Raw genomic sequence first — 14575 nt, forward strand, 5'->3', positions numbered from 1 at the left:
GGATACTATGAGAGGAGGATGAAGTTGGAGACGCTATTTATGTCATGTCTAGTCGGAGGAATTCTTTACGCGCTCGTGAGTGTGATATTTGGGGATTGGCTGGGACAGGCGCTGGACGGTGCGCTCGATTTTCTATCGTTAGACGGTCATTCATGGCTGTCACCGACTGCCCTTGTGGGGGGGATTACCGTCTTTGGCGGTGCTGGCCTTATGCTTCAGCGTTACACGGCCTTCGGCGTACTGCCTGTTCTCATTATTGCCGTGCTCATTGCGCTTATTGCGGGAACTGCAGTATTTTTTCTCTATATTAAGCCGATGGAGCAGAGCGAGAATTCCATTGCTTTCTCCATGCATGGACTCTCCGGGATGATGGGGGATGTGCTTACTCCTATTCCTGCCGCAGGCTATGGGGAAGTGATGGTCAAGGTCGGAGCAGGCTTCACGAATCAAATCGCGGCTAGCTTCGATGGCGTGGATATCGCTGGCGGATCAAAGGTCGTAGTCGTGGAGGTCAAAGATAGTACGCTTTACGTTTCAGAGATCAATTTATCTTAATACATGCAGCTGAGAGGAGAAATGTCTATGCCAGAATATTTAATTATACCTACGATCGTAGTTGGGGTGCTTATTGTCCTTGGTCTTGCCTTCTGGGCACGCTATAAGACCGTCAGCCCTGATGAAGCGATGCTCGTCACAGGCTCGTTTCTAGGCTCACGAAATGCAAGCACGGACGAATCGGGCCGCAAAGTCAAAATTATTCGAGGCGGAGGGGCGTTCATTCTTCCGATTTTCCAGAAAGCCGAATTTCTTTCGCTGCTATCCCATAAGCTGGATGTATCGACGCCGGAAGTTTACACGGAGCAGGGCGTACCGGTAATGGCGGACGGGGTAGCGATTATTAAAATAGGCGGAGCCGTTGAAGATGTCGCCACGGCTGCAGAGCAATTTCTAGGCAAGCCAACAGAAGCGCTGAAAGGCGAGGCGCAAGAGGTGCTTGAAGGCCATTTGCGGGCCATTCTCGGTTCCATGACGGTGGAAGAGGTATATCGTAACCGAGATAAGTTTGCGCAGGAGGTACAGGGAGTAGCCGCTAAGGATTTGAAAAAAATGGGGCTGCAGATCGTTTCCTTTACCATCAAGGATTTGCGTGACAAGCATGGATACTTAGATGCGTTAGGTAAGCCCCGTATTGCTGCAGTAAAACGTGATGCCGAGATTGCAGAAGCAGAGGCTGTGCGTGACGCCCGTATTCAGAAAGCGCTCGCTTCAGAAGCGGGACAGAAAGCCGAGCTCGTACGCGATACGAATATCGCCGAAGCAGAGAAAGAGAAGGAAATGAAGGTTGCCTCCTTCAAACGCGATCAGGATACGGCGAAAGCCGAAGCGGATCAGGCCTATTCAATTCAGGAAGCCCGTGCCAAGCAAAGCGTGGTTGAGGAGCAGATGAAGGTCGAGCTCGTGCGCAAAGAGCGTGAGATTGATCTCGAAGGAAAAGAGATTCTGCGTAGAGAGAAGCAGTATGACGCAGAGGTGAAGAAAAAAGCGGATGCGGACCGTTACTCGATCGAGCAAGCGGCAGAAGCAAACAAAGCGAAGCTCCTCTTGGAAGCAGATGCTTTGCAGTACCGAATCGAAGCTGAAGCAAAGGCGCATGCAGCGCAGAAGAGACTGGATGGTCTGGCTGTGGCAGAAGCGGAGAAAGCGAAGGGCACGGCCGAGGCTGAGGTTATCCGCCTGAGAGGTTTGGCGGAAGCGGAAGCGAAGGAGAAGCTCGCGGAAGCTTTCGAGAAATTCGGTGAGGCTGCGATACTGGATATTATCGTGAAAATGCTTCCGGAGCTTGCGGGCAAGATTTCGGAACCGCTTAGCAATATCGATAAACTTACGGTTGTGGATACCGGAAACGGAGAGGGCGCTGCAAGGTTGAGCAATTATGTAACTTCATTAATGTCCACGGCACCGGAAATGCTGAAGAGCGTATCGGGAATCGATGTGAATGCCCTTATTAAAGGCTTAACGACTAAAGCGATAAGCACGCCTGCGGTGAGCAATAAAGCATTAGATGTCGCTGCAGTCCCGGTCACTCCAATTCATCCGGCTACACCTAAGCTTCCTGATTTATCGTAGCTTTTGTTTGGCGGCAACGGCTCGTTGCGCTGTGAAATTTATAGCTCATACTGAAGATGAAGAACCTGTAAATGGATATAAAGAAAACCCCTTGAACCAGCTGGTTCAAGGGGTTTTTCAATATTAACGGCTGTAGAATTCGACGATTTGTTTCTCGTCGATATCTTGGGAAAGCTCACCACGGTCAGGCAGGCGAAGGAATTTACCTTCTAGTGCTTGGTCGTTGAACTCAAGGTAGTTCGGAAGGTGGTGACGGCCTTCCATAGCTTCTTTAATTGTTCTAAGGCTGCGGCTGCGCTCGCGCAAACCGATTACATCGCCTAGGGAAACGCTGTAAGAAGCGATATCCACTTTCTTGCCGTTTACAGTTACGTGACCGTGTGATACCAATTGACGTGCTCCTGCACGTGAGTTGGAAAGGCCAAGACGGTAAACAAGGTTGTCAAGACGGCTTTCAAGGAGGCCCATGAAGTTTTCACCGGCTTTACCTTTCATTTTTGCCGCTTTGTCAAACAAGTTGCGGAATTGTTTTTCGTTCAAACCGTACATATGACGAAGCTTTTGTTTCTCTTGCAATTGAACGCCATAGCCGCTCAGTTTTTTGCGTTGGTTAGGTCCATGTTGACCTGGTGGAAATGCGCGTTTTGCAAGTTCTTTACCTGTGCCGCTCAAAGAGATTCCAAGGCGACGGCTTAGTTTAAATTTAGGTCCTGTATAACGTGACATACGTAATATTAACTCCTTCATCAAATAAATTTGTGAATGGGGTTGTGTTTCGCCGAATACGTTCATCGTCCGAGCATGCTCGTCCCTGCAAGGCTAGTCAGCCGCTGGCCTGCAGCGAACGTATTTCATGAGGGTGACACAAAACCGTACGCCCATCTATTCATCAATAAATAATATATGAAATCGATAGGCGTTGTCAAGGTTCATACACGAAAATTAATCCAATGCCATCAGCATCTAAAGTCCTATATTTTATAGAGTTGGTAGTGCAAAATTCTCAAAAATGAAGTATGATGTTTTTAATATTAAGCGAAAATGGGAAGCTCATCTCCATGGTTGACAGATGGAAGGGTTGGGGCTGCATGGTTGATCGAATGAATAGCAATTTTGCATATCGTAAAACGTCATCAATTGTGGATACATCAGCAGAATCACAACCAGTTTGGTTTAGTAATGAAGATATTAGCGATGCAGACGAGCCTATGCTGATACCTTTGCTTCTGGAGGGCTTTAATCAATGGGTAGATGAAGCTGCCGGCTTATCCTTGTTCGAGTCTGGTGAGTTTGCGTTATTCAATAGAGCTGGGGAAGAGATTGCAGCAGCAGGCGTGCTGGCGGAAGACCAACGAAGCGTATGCACGGATTCCCTTGCGGCACTGATCCAGAAGGCAACGAGCAGTGGCGAGCCGAGTTCGGAAACTGCTGAGAATTTGTCACTATCAGCTTATCCGATCTATAGAAGAAACGATAAGGCTGTATTTTGCTTTTTCGTCTATATATCACGGGTGGAGAATTTCATTGAACCTCCGGTCCTGCAAATGTGCGCTTTGCATTTCAGAACCTGCTTTTATCATCAATTCGAACAAATTTATGTAAAGGATCTTCTCCTTCAGCAGGAACGTGCAGAGAAGGAGGCGGACAGGCGGGATGCTTTGTTCAAAGCAGCCAAACGGTTGTACGATCAAATCGACGTTTCCTCCGTGCTCTCGGAGCTGCTTCGCAGCTTAGAGGATTTATACCCGACCTCCGAGGTTCACTTGTACTTGTCTCAGGATCATCTGAACGGAGATCCGCGCGTAAAGCCGCTGATTTTCAAAAACGCGGAGCATGATCTTGTGGCCAAAGCTTTCTTAAACGGAAAGTCCGTCACGGAGCATGACCGGGATGGAACGCTGCGCCTTGCCGTACCCATGACAGGCAAGCAAGCGGCTTACGGCGTGTTGTGCATGTCAATAGGTCCCGGCAAATGGGATGAGGCCGACTTGCCTGCATTTTTGCTGCTGGCGGACACATCAGGCTCAGCCTTCGAGAATGCCAAGCTTTACGAGCAGTCTAATTTGCTCATTAACGAGCTGCGTTTAATAAATGAGCTCACGAAGCGGCTGAATCAATCGCTAAGGCTGAAGGAAATTTTCCAATTTGCAACGAGCGAGCTTTTGACCATATTTGATGCCGATTATTGCTGCGTTCTGCAGCTTAACAAAGTAAAAAATCAATTTGTCGTCATGTCGAGCAACTTCCCTGCCCTTACGAGCGAGGAGTTTTCGCCTGATTATGGCTTTTGCGGCATGGTTTTCCGCACGCAGGAACCGCTTATTATTTCTGACTACTGGCATACGCGTGTCGTCACCTCAAAGCTGATGGACAATACCAGCTCAAGGTCATTGATCGCAGCGCCGATCATGGTGGATGGGGAGGCGGTAGGCGTTATTCTGGTGACGCACAAGGCGCCTAATTTTTTCTCCTATGAGAACTACAAGCTGCTTCAAGTCATGAGTACGCATATTGGACTTGCCGTTACGAACGCTTCCTTGCATGCAGAGGTGAGACGCATGGTGATTACCGATAATTTAACGGGACTTCACGCGCGTCACTATCTAAATGAGCAAATCCAGAACAAGCAGCGCAAGGATCCATTCGGTTCGCTTATTCTGGTGGATATTGATTTGTTTAAACGGGTAAACGACACGTATGGGCATCAAGTAGGCGACCGGATTCTGATTCAAGTGAGCGAGATTATTCGCGCTTCGATCAGACAAGGCGATATTGCAGCCCGATGGGGCGGCGAGGAGCTTGCGGTTTATTTGCCTGGTATCAGGGCTGAACAGGCATATCGCATCGCGGAACGAATCCGAGTTCATGTGGAGAAGGAGACAGATCCTGTTGTAACGGTATCCTGCGGCGTCTCGGAGTGGACCTTCGAGGATGAGAAAATTAGCGTTGAGTCGTTATTTTACCGGGCTGACATGGCTTTGTATGAAGCTAAGCACAACGGAAGAAACTGCATTTTTGTCGGACAAACCTAATATTTTCATATTCCTTGATGAAAAGGATGCCAATCGGCATCCTTTTCTTTTTTGTGCGAACCAAGAATAAGGAGCTGTGAGGATAGGGACGATAGTATAGAAAAAGGTTGCACGGGGGGTGTAAAGATGACACGAATACGAGCGATGGCAACAATCTTTACTGTAGTAGCCGTTATGCTGGCAATGGCGGGCTGCGGTAAAGTAGGTGAGAAGCGGTCACCAGAAGAATGGCTCTCCTTGTCTTATTCAGGGCTTGCTGCAACGGACCAGTATGCGTTTACAGGGTCTATGAGCATTAAGACAGCAGCGGGCCTAGAGTTCAAGCCTGAAATATTCGAAGGCAAGGTGGTGGACCATCAGCAGTTGACCTTACAGTCCAATGGCGAGGACCCGCTGCACTGGAATCCTGTACAAGTGCTGGAGGCGCTGAATAATGAAAATGAAGAGGTTGCGATATCTGAAGGTCCTTATGAGCCCGGCACAATAATTCTGCTGGTTACAGAGCCTCCTCGCGTCTCTAAAGCGAGATGGGAAGAACGGCTTCGCCTCCAGCTTGAGCAGCTTGGAACAAATGCTCCTGCTAAGGATAATCCCGGCAGAGCGGAGTGGAGCAAGGAGCTTGAGCGGTCCCGGCAGAAATTAGAAACGATGTTATCTTCGATGCAAGCGGCAACGCAATATGAGCTGACGATTGATAGAGATCGGCTGCTCCCGCTAAAAATGGAGGAGAAGACCACGTTCAGCTACAAGTATGCGAAGCAAGCGGTAACGGAGGAAAGGCATACGACCGTCCGGTTCCAGTCCTTTGACGGTGCTTCCAGCAGCACTGTTCAACAATCGTTGAAACGTGGTACCATAAATTAATGAACAAGTGCAGAGTACTTGTGAAAGATGGAAAGTGAGGTTAGGACTATGCGTGATCCAAGATTGCAAAAGCTGGCACAAAATCTAGTTGAATATTCAATCGACGTTCAGCCTGGAGAAAATGTGCTGCTCGACATGATCGGTTCAGAGAAAGAGCTGACCAAATGCCTAATAGAGGAGGTTGCGAAGCGCGGCGGCAGACCCTTTGTGGAGTCGAGCGATCGTTCCGTGCTCCGCACCTTATTGAAATATGCGACAAAGGAGCAAATGGAGCTTTGGTCGTCGCTGGATTTGGAACGCATGAAAAACATGCAAGGCTATATCGCAGTCCGCTCAGGGGACAACGTCAATGAGCTCGCAGGCATTCCCGAGGCGAACATGCGTCTTTACGATCAGCTATATCGTAATCCGGTACATATGGAGCAGCGCGTCAAAAAAACAAAATGGGTCATCTGTCGTTATCCGAACCCTTCAATGGCCCAGCTTGCGAACATGAGCACAGAAGCGTTTGAGGATTTTTATTTTGACGTTTGTAATTTGGATTATGCGAAAATGGACAGGGCGATGGACCCGCTGCAAGCATTAATGAACAGGACGGATCGTGTCCGCATTGTCTCGCCGGGAACCGATATAAGCTTCTCCATTAAAAATATCGGCTCCAAAAAATGCTCGGGCCATCGGAATATTCCGGACGGCGAAGTCTTCTCGGCGCCTGTCCGCGACTCGGTGAACGGAACGATTTCCTATAACGCACCAAGCGTGTACTCCGGCGTAACCTTTCAAAACATTTCCCTTACATTCAAGGATGGTAAAATCATCAAGGCAGAGAGCAACGATACTGCCCGCTTGAACGAAATTCTCGATACGGATGAGGGAGCACGCTACATTGGGGAGTTTGCGATCGGGTTTAATCCTCATATTTTGCACCCTATGAACGACATCCTGTTCGACGAGAAGATTGCAGGCAGCCTGCACTTCACACCGGGCCAGGCATATGAGGAAACCGATAATGGCAACCGCTCGTCTATTCATTGGGATCTGGTGCTTATTCAGCGCCCGGAATACGGCGGCGGAGAAATTTACTTTGACGATGTGCTTATCCGCAAGGACGGCGTATTTGTAATCGCAGAGCTGGAAGGCTTGAATGCGGAGAACTTAAAATAAGCGTGGATTTCAGCCTCGCATTCCTTTGTAATAAATGGAAAATAAAGCGTTTTTCATTTTGCCCCTTGCTGGATGTGAAAATTCAGGTTATCATGGTGTCAAAGGTAAGCTTTACTAATTTAACTGGAGGGATCTCCCATGTCCAACAATGCAGCTATTGTAGAAATTTCCCAAACGGCTAGCCAATTCACTTCATCCATCGTTCTGCAAGCCGAGAGCAAATATATCGATGTAAAAAGCATTCTCGGACTATTTACAACATTGGTAGGCGGCCACGCCTATGAATTGCACGTTCACGGCCCTGATGCCGAGGAAGCTAAGACAGCAATGAATAATGTATTCGCTAAGCATAACCTTAACGTTACGGTTATTACGGATTAGTAGCATTATAAAATTATTGAATAAGCGTCCCTTCATATTTTGGAGGGGCGCTTTTCTGTTTTGACCTTGTATAATCCCTCTTTTTCGTCTAATATAAAAGGTATAGAAGACGGCGGATACGCGCACAGGGGGGAAAACGATGTCTTCACCGGAAATTACGGTACAATTGCATGAGAAAGCACTTCGTCTCCTTCAGGAAGATGCGAGTAAAATAGAAAAGCTAATCGAGGTCCAGATGGAAAATTTGACAACCCGTCAATGTCCACTGTATGAAGAAGTGCTGGATACGCAGATGTACGGCTTCTCTCGAGAGGTTGATTTTGCTGTCCGGGCTGGCTTGATTGCGGAGCATGCAGGCAAGGAAATTGTAAGTAGGCTAGAACGTAATTTGGCGATGTTATATGAAGCTTTGGAAAGAAAGGGATAGCCTCTGAACGGAGGCTGTTCTTTTTTTTGCAAGCTTAGCAGAAAGGAAGAAAGAGTCATGCCGCGGCATGACTCTTTTTGTTGCATAACGTAGCCAATGATGGTGCTCCACTTGATTCAAACAAGATAGAAAGCTATGCCGAGGATGATATAAACCATGATCAGCAGGAAACCCTCATACCAGTTGGTTTGTCCGTCCCGTGAGACGGATTTGGCGATGAATACCGAGACTCCGATTGCGGTCAACTCGATAGGCGTGAAAACGATATCCATCGTGTTGCCAAACAATGCGCTCACAAGGATGAGCACCGGTGCAACGAACAAAGCGATCTGTAGGCTGCTTCCGATGGCAATTTCGACGGCTGCGCCGATCTTGTTTTTCAAGGCAAGCATGACGGCTGCACTATGTTCAGCAGCGTTGCCGACGATCGCAATGACGAATGCCCCTATAAAGAGCTCAGATAGGCCGAATTTCTCGCTGAAGGCATCGAGCGTATGAACTAGCCATTCGCTGACAAAGGCCACCATAACCGTTGCCAGGACGAGAAACAGAATGGACTTGCCTTTGGACCAGGCAGGCTCCTCGCCATGGTCGGCGTTCATGGTTTCGTCGGAGAGCATGTCCTTGTGCGTAATCATGGAGAAGATCAGCCATAAAATGTAGGAAACGATCAAGATGCCCGCAACAGCGAGGCTGAGGAATTGATCTTTCTCAAACGTAAACTTCTCCGATACGACGAACACAGCGGGCACGAACAAGCCGATGACAGCCATAATCATTAAGGTGGAATTGTGATCAGCCAGCCTTGCATTGAAGCGCTGCTCTTTATATTTGAGCCCTCCGAGCAGGATGCTAAGCCCGAGCACAAGCAACAAGTTCCCGATGATGGCGCCAGTCAAGCTAGCTTTTACCATGTCAAATTGCTGCGCTTTGATCAAGAATATCGCTATAATCAGCTCAGCGGCATTGCCGAAGGTCGCGTTAAGAAAACCGCCCAGCCGTTGGCCGGCATAATGGGCAACGCTTTCGGTAGCCTTACCTAAGAAGCCTGCCACAAAAATAATGGCAATCGCCGAGATGATGAATTGCAGCGTGTTATCCCAATGAGCATAATGACCGATTCCGCTGAGCGCAAACATAATGATCAATCCAGAGAAAAACAGTTTTTGATTCAAATCGAACACCTCTTTGCAATGGGCTGAAAACCTGACAATACTATATAGGATATCGTTACCTAAGTAAACATTCCCAAAGGATGAATTTTTTAACCAAAATCCCGCTTAAATGAGGGTGATTGTTTTAAAAAAAGGATTGTCACATTTTGGTGGGATTTGGTAGAGTGTACATAATGAGTGTGGGTAAGCGGGGTTTCTTTTTTTGAAAGGAGTGGATGGATTGTTAGGAGTTATTATTATTCTTATGGTGATTGGGTTGCTTATTCTTCTTGTTTATCTTATTACCCTATCCATTAAGGGCAGAAATAGGTTAAGAGATGAGGCTAGGGCAAGGGGAGCTTACGCTGTTATTACTGCCGAGCATTTCGAAGGGCTTGGAATCAATAAGGAATGGTGCAAAATCTTTGCTTTGGAGCGAGAAATACAAATCGAATCTACGAACACTCATATGGCGTTCCATATCCCAGTCGACCGAATCAGGTCTGTCTTAGTGAAAAACAGCAAACAGCTAATCGAAATGGATAGCACATTACGGTCGCATATGCTTCTTGGCGGACCAGAGGCGTTGAAGGCATCCAAAGAAAATATGTTCCTGTACATCATTATAAATTATGAGAGCGGAGCAGGCGAGCTGCGGAGAGTGTTGTTTCGCGCTGAGGCAGGTAACTTTGGTTTAGGTCCCTTTATTTTTAAAGTGAATAAAAGTTTGGCTGCCGCGCAGAGCGGACGAATTATTGACCTTTAATGCTCACATCTCTAGCAATCGCATTAACAAAAGCTTTTTACGACTCTGCTTTGCCGTCGCAATGTCCGTCTGTTATAATAAGCCTATATGGCAAATTGAGGAGTGAGTCACATGACCGAAGATCTTCAAACGGGTCTTATTCGAATCTCTGATGATGTAGTAGCAACGATAGCTGGACTCGCAGCACTTGAAACACCAGGCATAGCGGCAATGTCAGGCGGAATTTCGGAAGGGCTCGCGAAACGCCTCAGCGGCAAAAATGTGCAAAAAGGAGTTTCTGTTGAAGTTGGGCAGACGGAAGCGGCGATTGATCTTCGTATCATTGTCCATTACGGAATTCCTATTCAAGAGGTGTGCCGCCAGCTTCAGCTGAATGTAAGGGAATCGGTTGAGAATATGACCGGGCTTCATGTTGTGGAAGTGAACGTGAAGGTGGAAGGCGTTGCCTTCAAAGAAGACGATATTGAAGAAGCGCAGCAGCAACGGCTGAAATAAGCCAGCAATGCAAAATAAAAAAACGGTATCTCTTATTTAGCAGAGGTACCGTTTTTTTGTTTCCGATTGTCGCCTTGACTCTCAATGCGGTTGGATTCTCGGGAGATGCTAAGCAGAACGCCAATGGACATCAGACAAAACAGAAGGGACGATCCGCCATAGCTAATAAAAGGGAGTGTGACCCCCGTTAACGGAATCGTAGCTGTAACGCCGCCAATGTTGACGAATGCTTGAATGGCGATCAAGCCTACAATGCCTACCCCGACTACCGTGCCGTATTGATCCGGGCAACGAAGCGCAACGATGAGTCCGCGCCATAAGAAAACGAGATAAAAGAGCAGGAAAAGAGCGCTGCCGATAAAACCGAATTCTTCGCCGATAATGGCAAAAATAAAATCGTTATAAGGGTATTTCAGGTAATGCAGCTTCTGCACGCTTTCACCGAAGCCTGCGCCGGTTAATCCTCCGTGTCCAAAAGCCTGAAGGGACGAGACGAGATGCCAGCCGCTTTCTTGCGAGTCGCTAAGCGGGTCCCTAAAAATGGTAAGCCGATCGATTCGGTATTTCCATGCTTTAGGATTAAGCGCCATCGAAATGCTGAATACGACGGCCATAATCATAGCTACTATCGTTCCAGACATAAAAACTTGCTTTAAATTAGCACCGCCGGCCAAAATCATAATCGTCGCACACGCAGCGAGGACCAAGCATGAGCCTAAATCGGGCTGAAGCATGATTAAGCCGCAAACGAAGCCGACGATCAAGATTACAGGGAGAAGTCCTTTTTTGAAGCTGCGAAATTTATCGCCCTTCTTCGTAATCAGCGCGCCAAGGTACAAAATGATAGCCAGCTTCGCAGGCTCTGTCGGCTGAATCCCAAGTGAACCGACCCCAAACCAGCTGCGTGCGCCATTAATGTTTTGTCCGATGAACGGAACGAGCAACAGCATAATGATGACGGGAATGAAAAAAAGGATATATAATCGTTTAAATACTTGGTAACGAAGATTCATCATAACTAACATAACCATAACACCAAGACCAGCCCACATGAACTGGCGCTTGGTAAAATATAAGGCGTCTTCTTTCGTCACGACAGCAACGCTTGAACTTGCGCTGAATACCATCACAAGTCCGAAGCCGACGAGAAGAAGCGTTAAAATGAGAAGCAGAAAGTCCGGTCTTCCACGGCTACCGCTCTGTGTGGCTTTCATGTTTTCACCGTTACGCCAGCAATTGCTTCAGTTGTTGAAGTCTTTGTGTAGCCGTATTCATAATTGGCTGAGGTACCGGAGATTCATATTCAAGGCCATGCGGGAATGTGGAGCGTCCGATGTAGACGGATTCAATTAGCAGCACGGCGTGAGGTGATTCCAGCTTGCCCTCGATTGCGCGCGTTGTAATTCTTAAGTAGTAGTCGGAGCCGCTTGCACGATCCTCAAGTTTCAAATCGTATGTAGCGCGATAATATTCCCATTGCCAACGGACAAAGCCGACCTTTTCGGCAGATTCGTCTAAATGGTCTAGTTCGCTTTTAACACCGTTTAATCCGGTATTTTCAATAATCATGGTAGTTCCTCCCAAAGGTTTTGTGAAGCAAAACTGGCTTCTTAAGCATATGCTTCCAATTCTAAAGACAGAGTTGTACATTCTTTTCTCATGATAGTATGTTTCCCCAGCAAGCGCAACCCTTACTCCCATCACTTCAAGCGAACAATCGTGACATTTTGAAGAAATGTATGCTTCTCATCGATTCGATGGGGTATAAGCTTCCTTAATAAGGCTTACTTCTGTTAAACTAGATAAAATGTTCTCATTCGTTCGAAAGCAAGGGCTTCCGGGTAGAATTGTGAAAGAAAAGCAAGCAAGGGTTATAGAATTGTTTTGTAAAAATGTTAGGAGGTTTGCGATTTGCAGACAGAGGATATCGTAGATCTGGAGCTTCAGCAGTTGTTTCCGAAAATGGTGCAATGGCGTCGGCATCTTCATCAGTACCCCGAGCTATCCTTTCATGAACGTGTAACGTCAAGCTGGATTGCAAGCCAACTGGCGGAGCTTGGCTGCGAGGTTCGGACAGGCGTCGGCGGGCATGGACTCATTGCAGTTATTCAAGGCGGGCTTCCGGGACCGGTGGTCGCGCTTCGTGCAGATATCGACGCGCTTCCAATCCAGGATGAGAAAACATGTGATTATGCATCGAAGGTACCCAATGTCATGCATGCCTGCGGACATGACGGTCATACGTCGACGCTGCTTGCGATAGCGGCTTATTATTCTGCTAATCAGCCGTCGATTAAAGGGGAACGCAGGCTTCTGTTTCAGCCTGCAGAGGAAGTAACCCCGGGCGGAGCAAAGCCCATGATTGAAGACGGGGCACTGGAAGGCGTTGACTCCATCTATGGCGTACATTTATGGACACCGCTTGCCAATGGCTTGGTTGCATCCAAGCCCGGGCCTTTCATGTCCGCCGCGGATGAATTTGTGATTGATATTATTGGGCGCGGAGGCCACGGCGGACTGCCTCACCAAGCCATTGATGCGATCATGATTGGCTCGACACTCGTTCAGTCCGTGCAATCCATCGTCAGCCGGAACGTCAACCCGCTGCAGCCTGCCGTCGTTTCAATCGGCTCCTTTCAAGCAGGGTCAACAAACAATATTATCGCAGAGCGCTGCAGGCTGAAAGGAACCGTCAGGTCGTTCGATGAACAGACGAGAATGATGATCCATGATCGCCTTGAAGCTTTAGTGACTCACGTATGTCAAATGCATGGGGCAGAGTTTGATTACCAAATGCGAATTGGCTATCCGCCTGTTGTGAATGACGAGGTAGAAGCAGAGCGATTTTTCAAGGTAGGAGGGAAATTATTCGGCGAAGCTTCTGTCGTGCGCTCTGAAGCCATAACCGTAGCAGAGGATTTCTCTTACTATTTGGAGAGGGTACCGGGCTGTTTTATGTTCGTCGGGGCTGGAAATGAGAGCATAGGAGCAACCTATTCGCATCACCACCCGAAGTTTAATTTCGATGAGAACGCTATGCTGCGAGCCGCTAGGCTGTTGATTGGAATGGCGGATGATTACGCAGAAGGCGACTCAGCTACCGTCTGAAGCTTTTTTTAGGACAAGCTAAAGCGATCTGTAAAAGGCGGGGGCAGCACGAAGCCGCAAATATTCTAGTTACCAAGAAAAAGGCTGCCGAGGCGTGTTCACACGCCTCGGCAGCCTTTTTGGCAATAAACAATGAATTCCATTTTAACATGTCGAGCTAGTTATCCTCCCAGACGGACACTAATTCATTATATTGATTATAAAGCTCAGCGGGGTCTGATTCTTTGTTGTTCCAAATATTGGTTGCGCCCCATTGTAAAATATCAGAGTCAGAAGTAACAGCCTCATCTGCCGAGGAAACGATTACTTTTTGGTTTGCTTCTAAAATATAAGGCCCAAATGGGAAAGTTTGATTGCCGCGAACACTAACGAGCTTCCAACCGTTCATCGGAATGGCATCGTTTGTCGTATTGGTTATTGTCACAAGCTCTGCGACCTTGTCGACATCCACGATAATGCCGGTTCGTGCCGCTTTCTTAACGGGAAATTCGGTGTGAGTGCTCTCGTCCGAATTGCTCCAGAGGCCTTTCTTCGCGACCTTGGCCTGCTGCTCTAGCTGCTTGTATGCGTTCTCCATCTTGACATTGGGCTCTACGATTAGTACCTTAGCCAGCCCTTCCTCTAACAACAGCTCGTTCAAAATTCGCCCGTCCTTAAGCTCGACAATGGCAAGTGTGCGGTCATATTGATCATTCAGCTCTTTATCAAAGGTCAGCCTGACCTCCTGCGATTCAGTCAGAACCTGCTTTGTATAAGCGGATGCCTCAGGACCGAATGGCTCCACCGGGCTGTCCTGTTTTTTGGTTTCCGGCGTATCCACGTAAAGCAAGCGAATCGTCGTTTCATCGGAACCCGTCTTAATCTTAAAGGTGTCTCCGTCAATGTAACCGGCGACCTGGTACCATTGGTTCGTTTGAATAACGTTCGAATTAAGCTCGGAAATGGCCGAACAGGCGGCAAGCGGCAAGCATGCGAGCATGAGGAGAATTATAAACATTCTTTTCATTGATGTAGTACCTCCAGCCCGACGTGCGGTCAAAATGAGAGCTTACTCATT

Annotated in this window: 15 protein-coding genes; 10 read left to right on the forward strand and 5 right to left on the reverse strand. The window is 47.8% G+C overall.

Going from position 1 to position 14575, the window contains the following annotated elements:
- Positions 1–24 precede the first annotated feature (24 nt).
- Both FJQ58_RS26875 and FJQ58_RS26880 read left to right on the forward strand, forming a co-directional pair.
- Entirely contained in the window at positions 25–555 is a 531-nt protein-coding gene (locus tag FJQ58_RS26875; RefSeq protein ID WP_202915334.1) for an NfeD family membrane protein, read from the forward strand.
- A gap of 27 nt (positions 556–582) precedes the next feature.
- Complete coding sequence (locus FJQ58_RS26880) at positions 583–2127, forward strand: flotillin family protein (protein WP_139998118.1); 1545 nt, start codon at positions 583–585, stop codon at positions 2125–2127.
- A gap of 123 nt (positions 2128–2250) precedes the next feature.
- Here FJQ58_RS26880 and rpsD read toward each other — a convergent pair whose 3' ends face one another.
- Entirely contained in the window at positions 2251–2853 is a 603-nt protein-coding gene (gene rpsD / locus FJQ58_RS26885; protein WP_139998120.1) for a 30S ribosomal protein S4, read from the reverse strand.
- Positions 2854–3185: 332 nt separating this feature from the next.
- On the opposite strand from rpsD, the gene FJQ58_RS26890 reads away from it, so the two are divergent.
- From FJQ58_RS26890 to FJQ58_RS26910, 5 genes are all read left to right on the forward strand, one after another.
- A complete protein-coding gene (locus tag FJQ58_RS26890; protein WP_238404357.1) occupies positions 3186–5159 on the forward strand; it encodes a sensor domain-containing diguanylate cyclase in 1974 nt (657 codons plus the stop codon).
- Positions 5160–5285: 126 nt separating this feature from the next.
- Positions 5286–6023 (forward strand): hypothetical protein, encoded by a 738-nt coding sequence (locus tag FJQ58_RS26895; protein ID WP_139998122.1) that lies wholly within the window; start codon positions 5286–5288, stop codon positions 6021–6023.
- A gap of 48 nt (positions 6024–6071) precedes the next feature.
- Entirely contained in the window at positions 6072–7187 is a 1116-nt protein-coding gene (locus FJQ58_RS26900; RefSeq protein ID WP_139998124.1) for an aminopeptidase, read from the forward strand.
- 138 nt (positions 7188–7325) lie between these two features.
- Positions 7326–7568 (forward strand): HPr family phosphocarrier protein, encoded by a 243-nt coding sequence (locus tag FJQ58_RS26905; RefSeq protein ID WP_139998126.1) that lies wholly within the window; start codon positions 7326–7328, stop codon positions 7566–7568.
- Positions 7569–7707: 139 nt separating this feature from the next.
- Positions 7708–7995 (forward strand): Fpa/YlaN family protein, encoded by a 288-nt coding sequence (locus FJQ58_RS26910; protein ID WP_139998128.1) that lies wholly within the window; start codon positions 7708–7710, stop codon positions 7993–7995.
- Positions 7996–8111: 116 nt separating this feature from the next.
- Here the strand turns inward: FJQ58_RS26910 and cax are convergent, their stop codons facing one another.
- Positions 8112–9170 carry a calcium/proton exchanger gene (cax, locus tag FJQ58_RS26915; RefSeq protein ID WP_139998131.1) on the reverse strand — a complete coding sequence of 353 codons (1059 nt, stop codon included), beginning with the start codon at positions 9168–9170 and terminating at the stop codon, positions 8112–8114.
- 220 nt (positions 9171–9390) lie between these two features.
- Between cax and FJQ58_RS26920 the strand changes: the two genes are divergently transcribed.
- Complete coding sequence (locus tag FJQ58_RS26920; protein WP_139998133.1) at positions 9391–9915, forward strand: hypothetical protein; 525 nt, start codon at positions 9391–9393, stop codon at positions 9913–9915.
- Between the two features lie 111 nt (positions 9916–10026).
- Positions 10027–10410, forward strand: a complete 384-nt coding sequence (locus FJQ58_RS26925) for an Asp23/Gls24 family envelope stress response protein (protein ID WP_139998135.1) — start codon at positions 10027–10029, stop codon at positions 10408–10410.
- A 32-nt stretch (positions 10411–10442) separates the two neighbouring features.
- On the opposite strand, the gene ftsW is transcribed toward FJQ58_RS26925, so the two are convergent.
- Together ftsW and FJQ58_RS26935 are read right to left on the reverse strand one after the other, a co-directional pair.
- Positions 10443–11624 carry a putative lipid II flippase FtsW gene (gene ftsW, locus FJQ58_RS26930; RefSeq protein WP_139998137.1) on the reverse strand — a complete coding sequence of 394 codons (1182 nt, stop codon included), beginning with the start codon at positions 11622–11624 and terminating at the stop codon, positions 10443–10445.
- Positions 11625–11634: 10 nt separating this feature from the next.
- Complete coding sequence (locus tag FJQ58_RS26935; protein ID WP_139998139.1) at positions 11635–11979, reverse strand: YugN family protein; 345 nt, start codon at positions 11977–11979, stop codon at positions 11635–11637.
- 342 nt (positions 11980–12321) lie between these two features.
- Between FJQ58_RS26935 and FJQ58_RS26940 the strand changes: the two genes are divergently transcribed.
- Positions 12322–13518 (forward strand): M20 family metallopeptidase, encoded by a 1197-nt coding sequence (locus FJQ58_RS26940; protein WP_420799865.1) that lies wholly within the window; start codon positions 12322–12324, stop codon positions 13516–13518.
- Between the two features lie 157 nt (positions 13519–13675).
- Here FJQ58_RS26940 and FJQ58_RS26945 read toward each other — a convergent pair whose 3' ends face one another.
- Complete coding sequence (locus FJQ58_RS26945; protein WP_139998141.1) at positions 13676–14524, reverse strand: thermonuclease family protein; 849 nt, start codon at positions 14522–14524, stop codon at positions 13676–13678.
- Positions 14525–14575 lie beyond the last annotated feature (51 nt).

Origin of the sequence: Paenibacillus paridis, from assembly GCF_006345825.1 — a bacterium.
Taxonomy (GTDB): Bacteria; Bacillota; Bacilli; order Paenibacillales; family Paenibacillaceae; genus Pristimantibacillus; species Pristimantibacillus paridis.

Excerpts from the sequence above, each read along its gene's own strand:
- FJQ58_RS26900 (WP_139998124.1), top strand. The coding sequence starts at position 6,072 with ATGCGTGATCCAAGATTGCAAAAGCTGGCACAAAATCTAGTTGAATAT.
- FJQ58_RS26935 (WP_139998139.1), bottom strand. The coding sequence starts at position 11,979 with ATGATTATTGAAAATACCGGATTAAACGGTGTTAAAAGCGAACTAGAC.
- FJQ58_RS26910 (WP_139998128.1), top strand. The coding sequence starts at position 7,708 with ATGTCTTCACCGGAAATTACGGTACAATTGCATGAGAAAGCACTTCGT.
- FJQ58_RS26890 (WP_238404357.1), top strand. The coding sequence starts at position 3,186 with ATGGTTGACAGATGGAAGGGTTGGGGCTGCATGGTTGATCGAATGAAT.
- ftsW (WP_139998137.1), bottom strand. The coding sequence starts at position 11,624 with ATGAAAGCCACACAGAGCGGTAGCCGTGGAAGACCGGACTTTCTGCTT.
- FJQ58_RS26895 (WP_139998122.1), top strand. The coding sequence starts at position 5,286 with ATGACACGAATACGAGCGATGGCAACAATCTTTACTGTAGTAGCCGTT.
- rpsD (WP_139998120.1), bottom strand. The coding sequence starts at position 2,853 with ATGTCACGTTATACAGGACCTAAATTTAAACTAAGCCGTCGCCTTGGA.
- FJQ58_RS26905 (WP_139998126.1), top strand. The coding sequence starts at position 7,326 with ATGTCCAACAATGCAGCTATTGTAGAAATTTCCCAAACGGCTAGCCAA.
- FJQ58_RS26880 (WP_139998118.1), top strand. The coding sequence starts at position 583 with ATGCCAGAATATTTAATTATACCTACGATCGTAGTTGGGGTGCTTATT.
- FJQ58_RS26945 (WP_139998141.1), bottom strand. The coding sequence starts at position 14,524 with ATGAAAAGAATGTTTATAATTCTCCTCATGCTCGCATGCTTGCCGCTT.
- FJQ58_RS26925 (WP_139998135.1), top strand. The coding sequence starts at position 10,027 with ATGACCGAAGATCTTCAAACGGGTCTTATTCGAATCTCTGATGATGTA.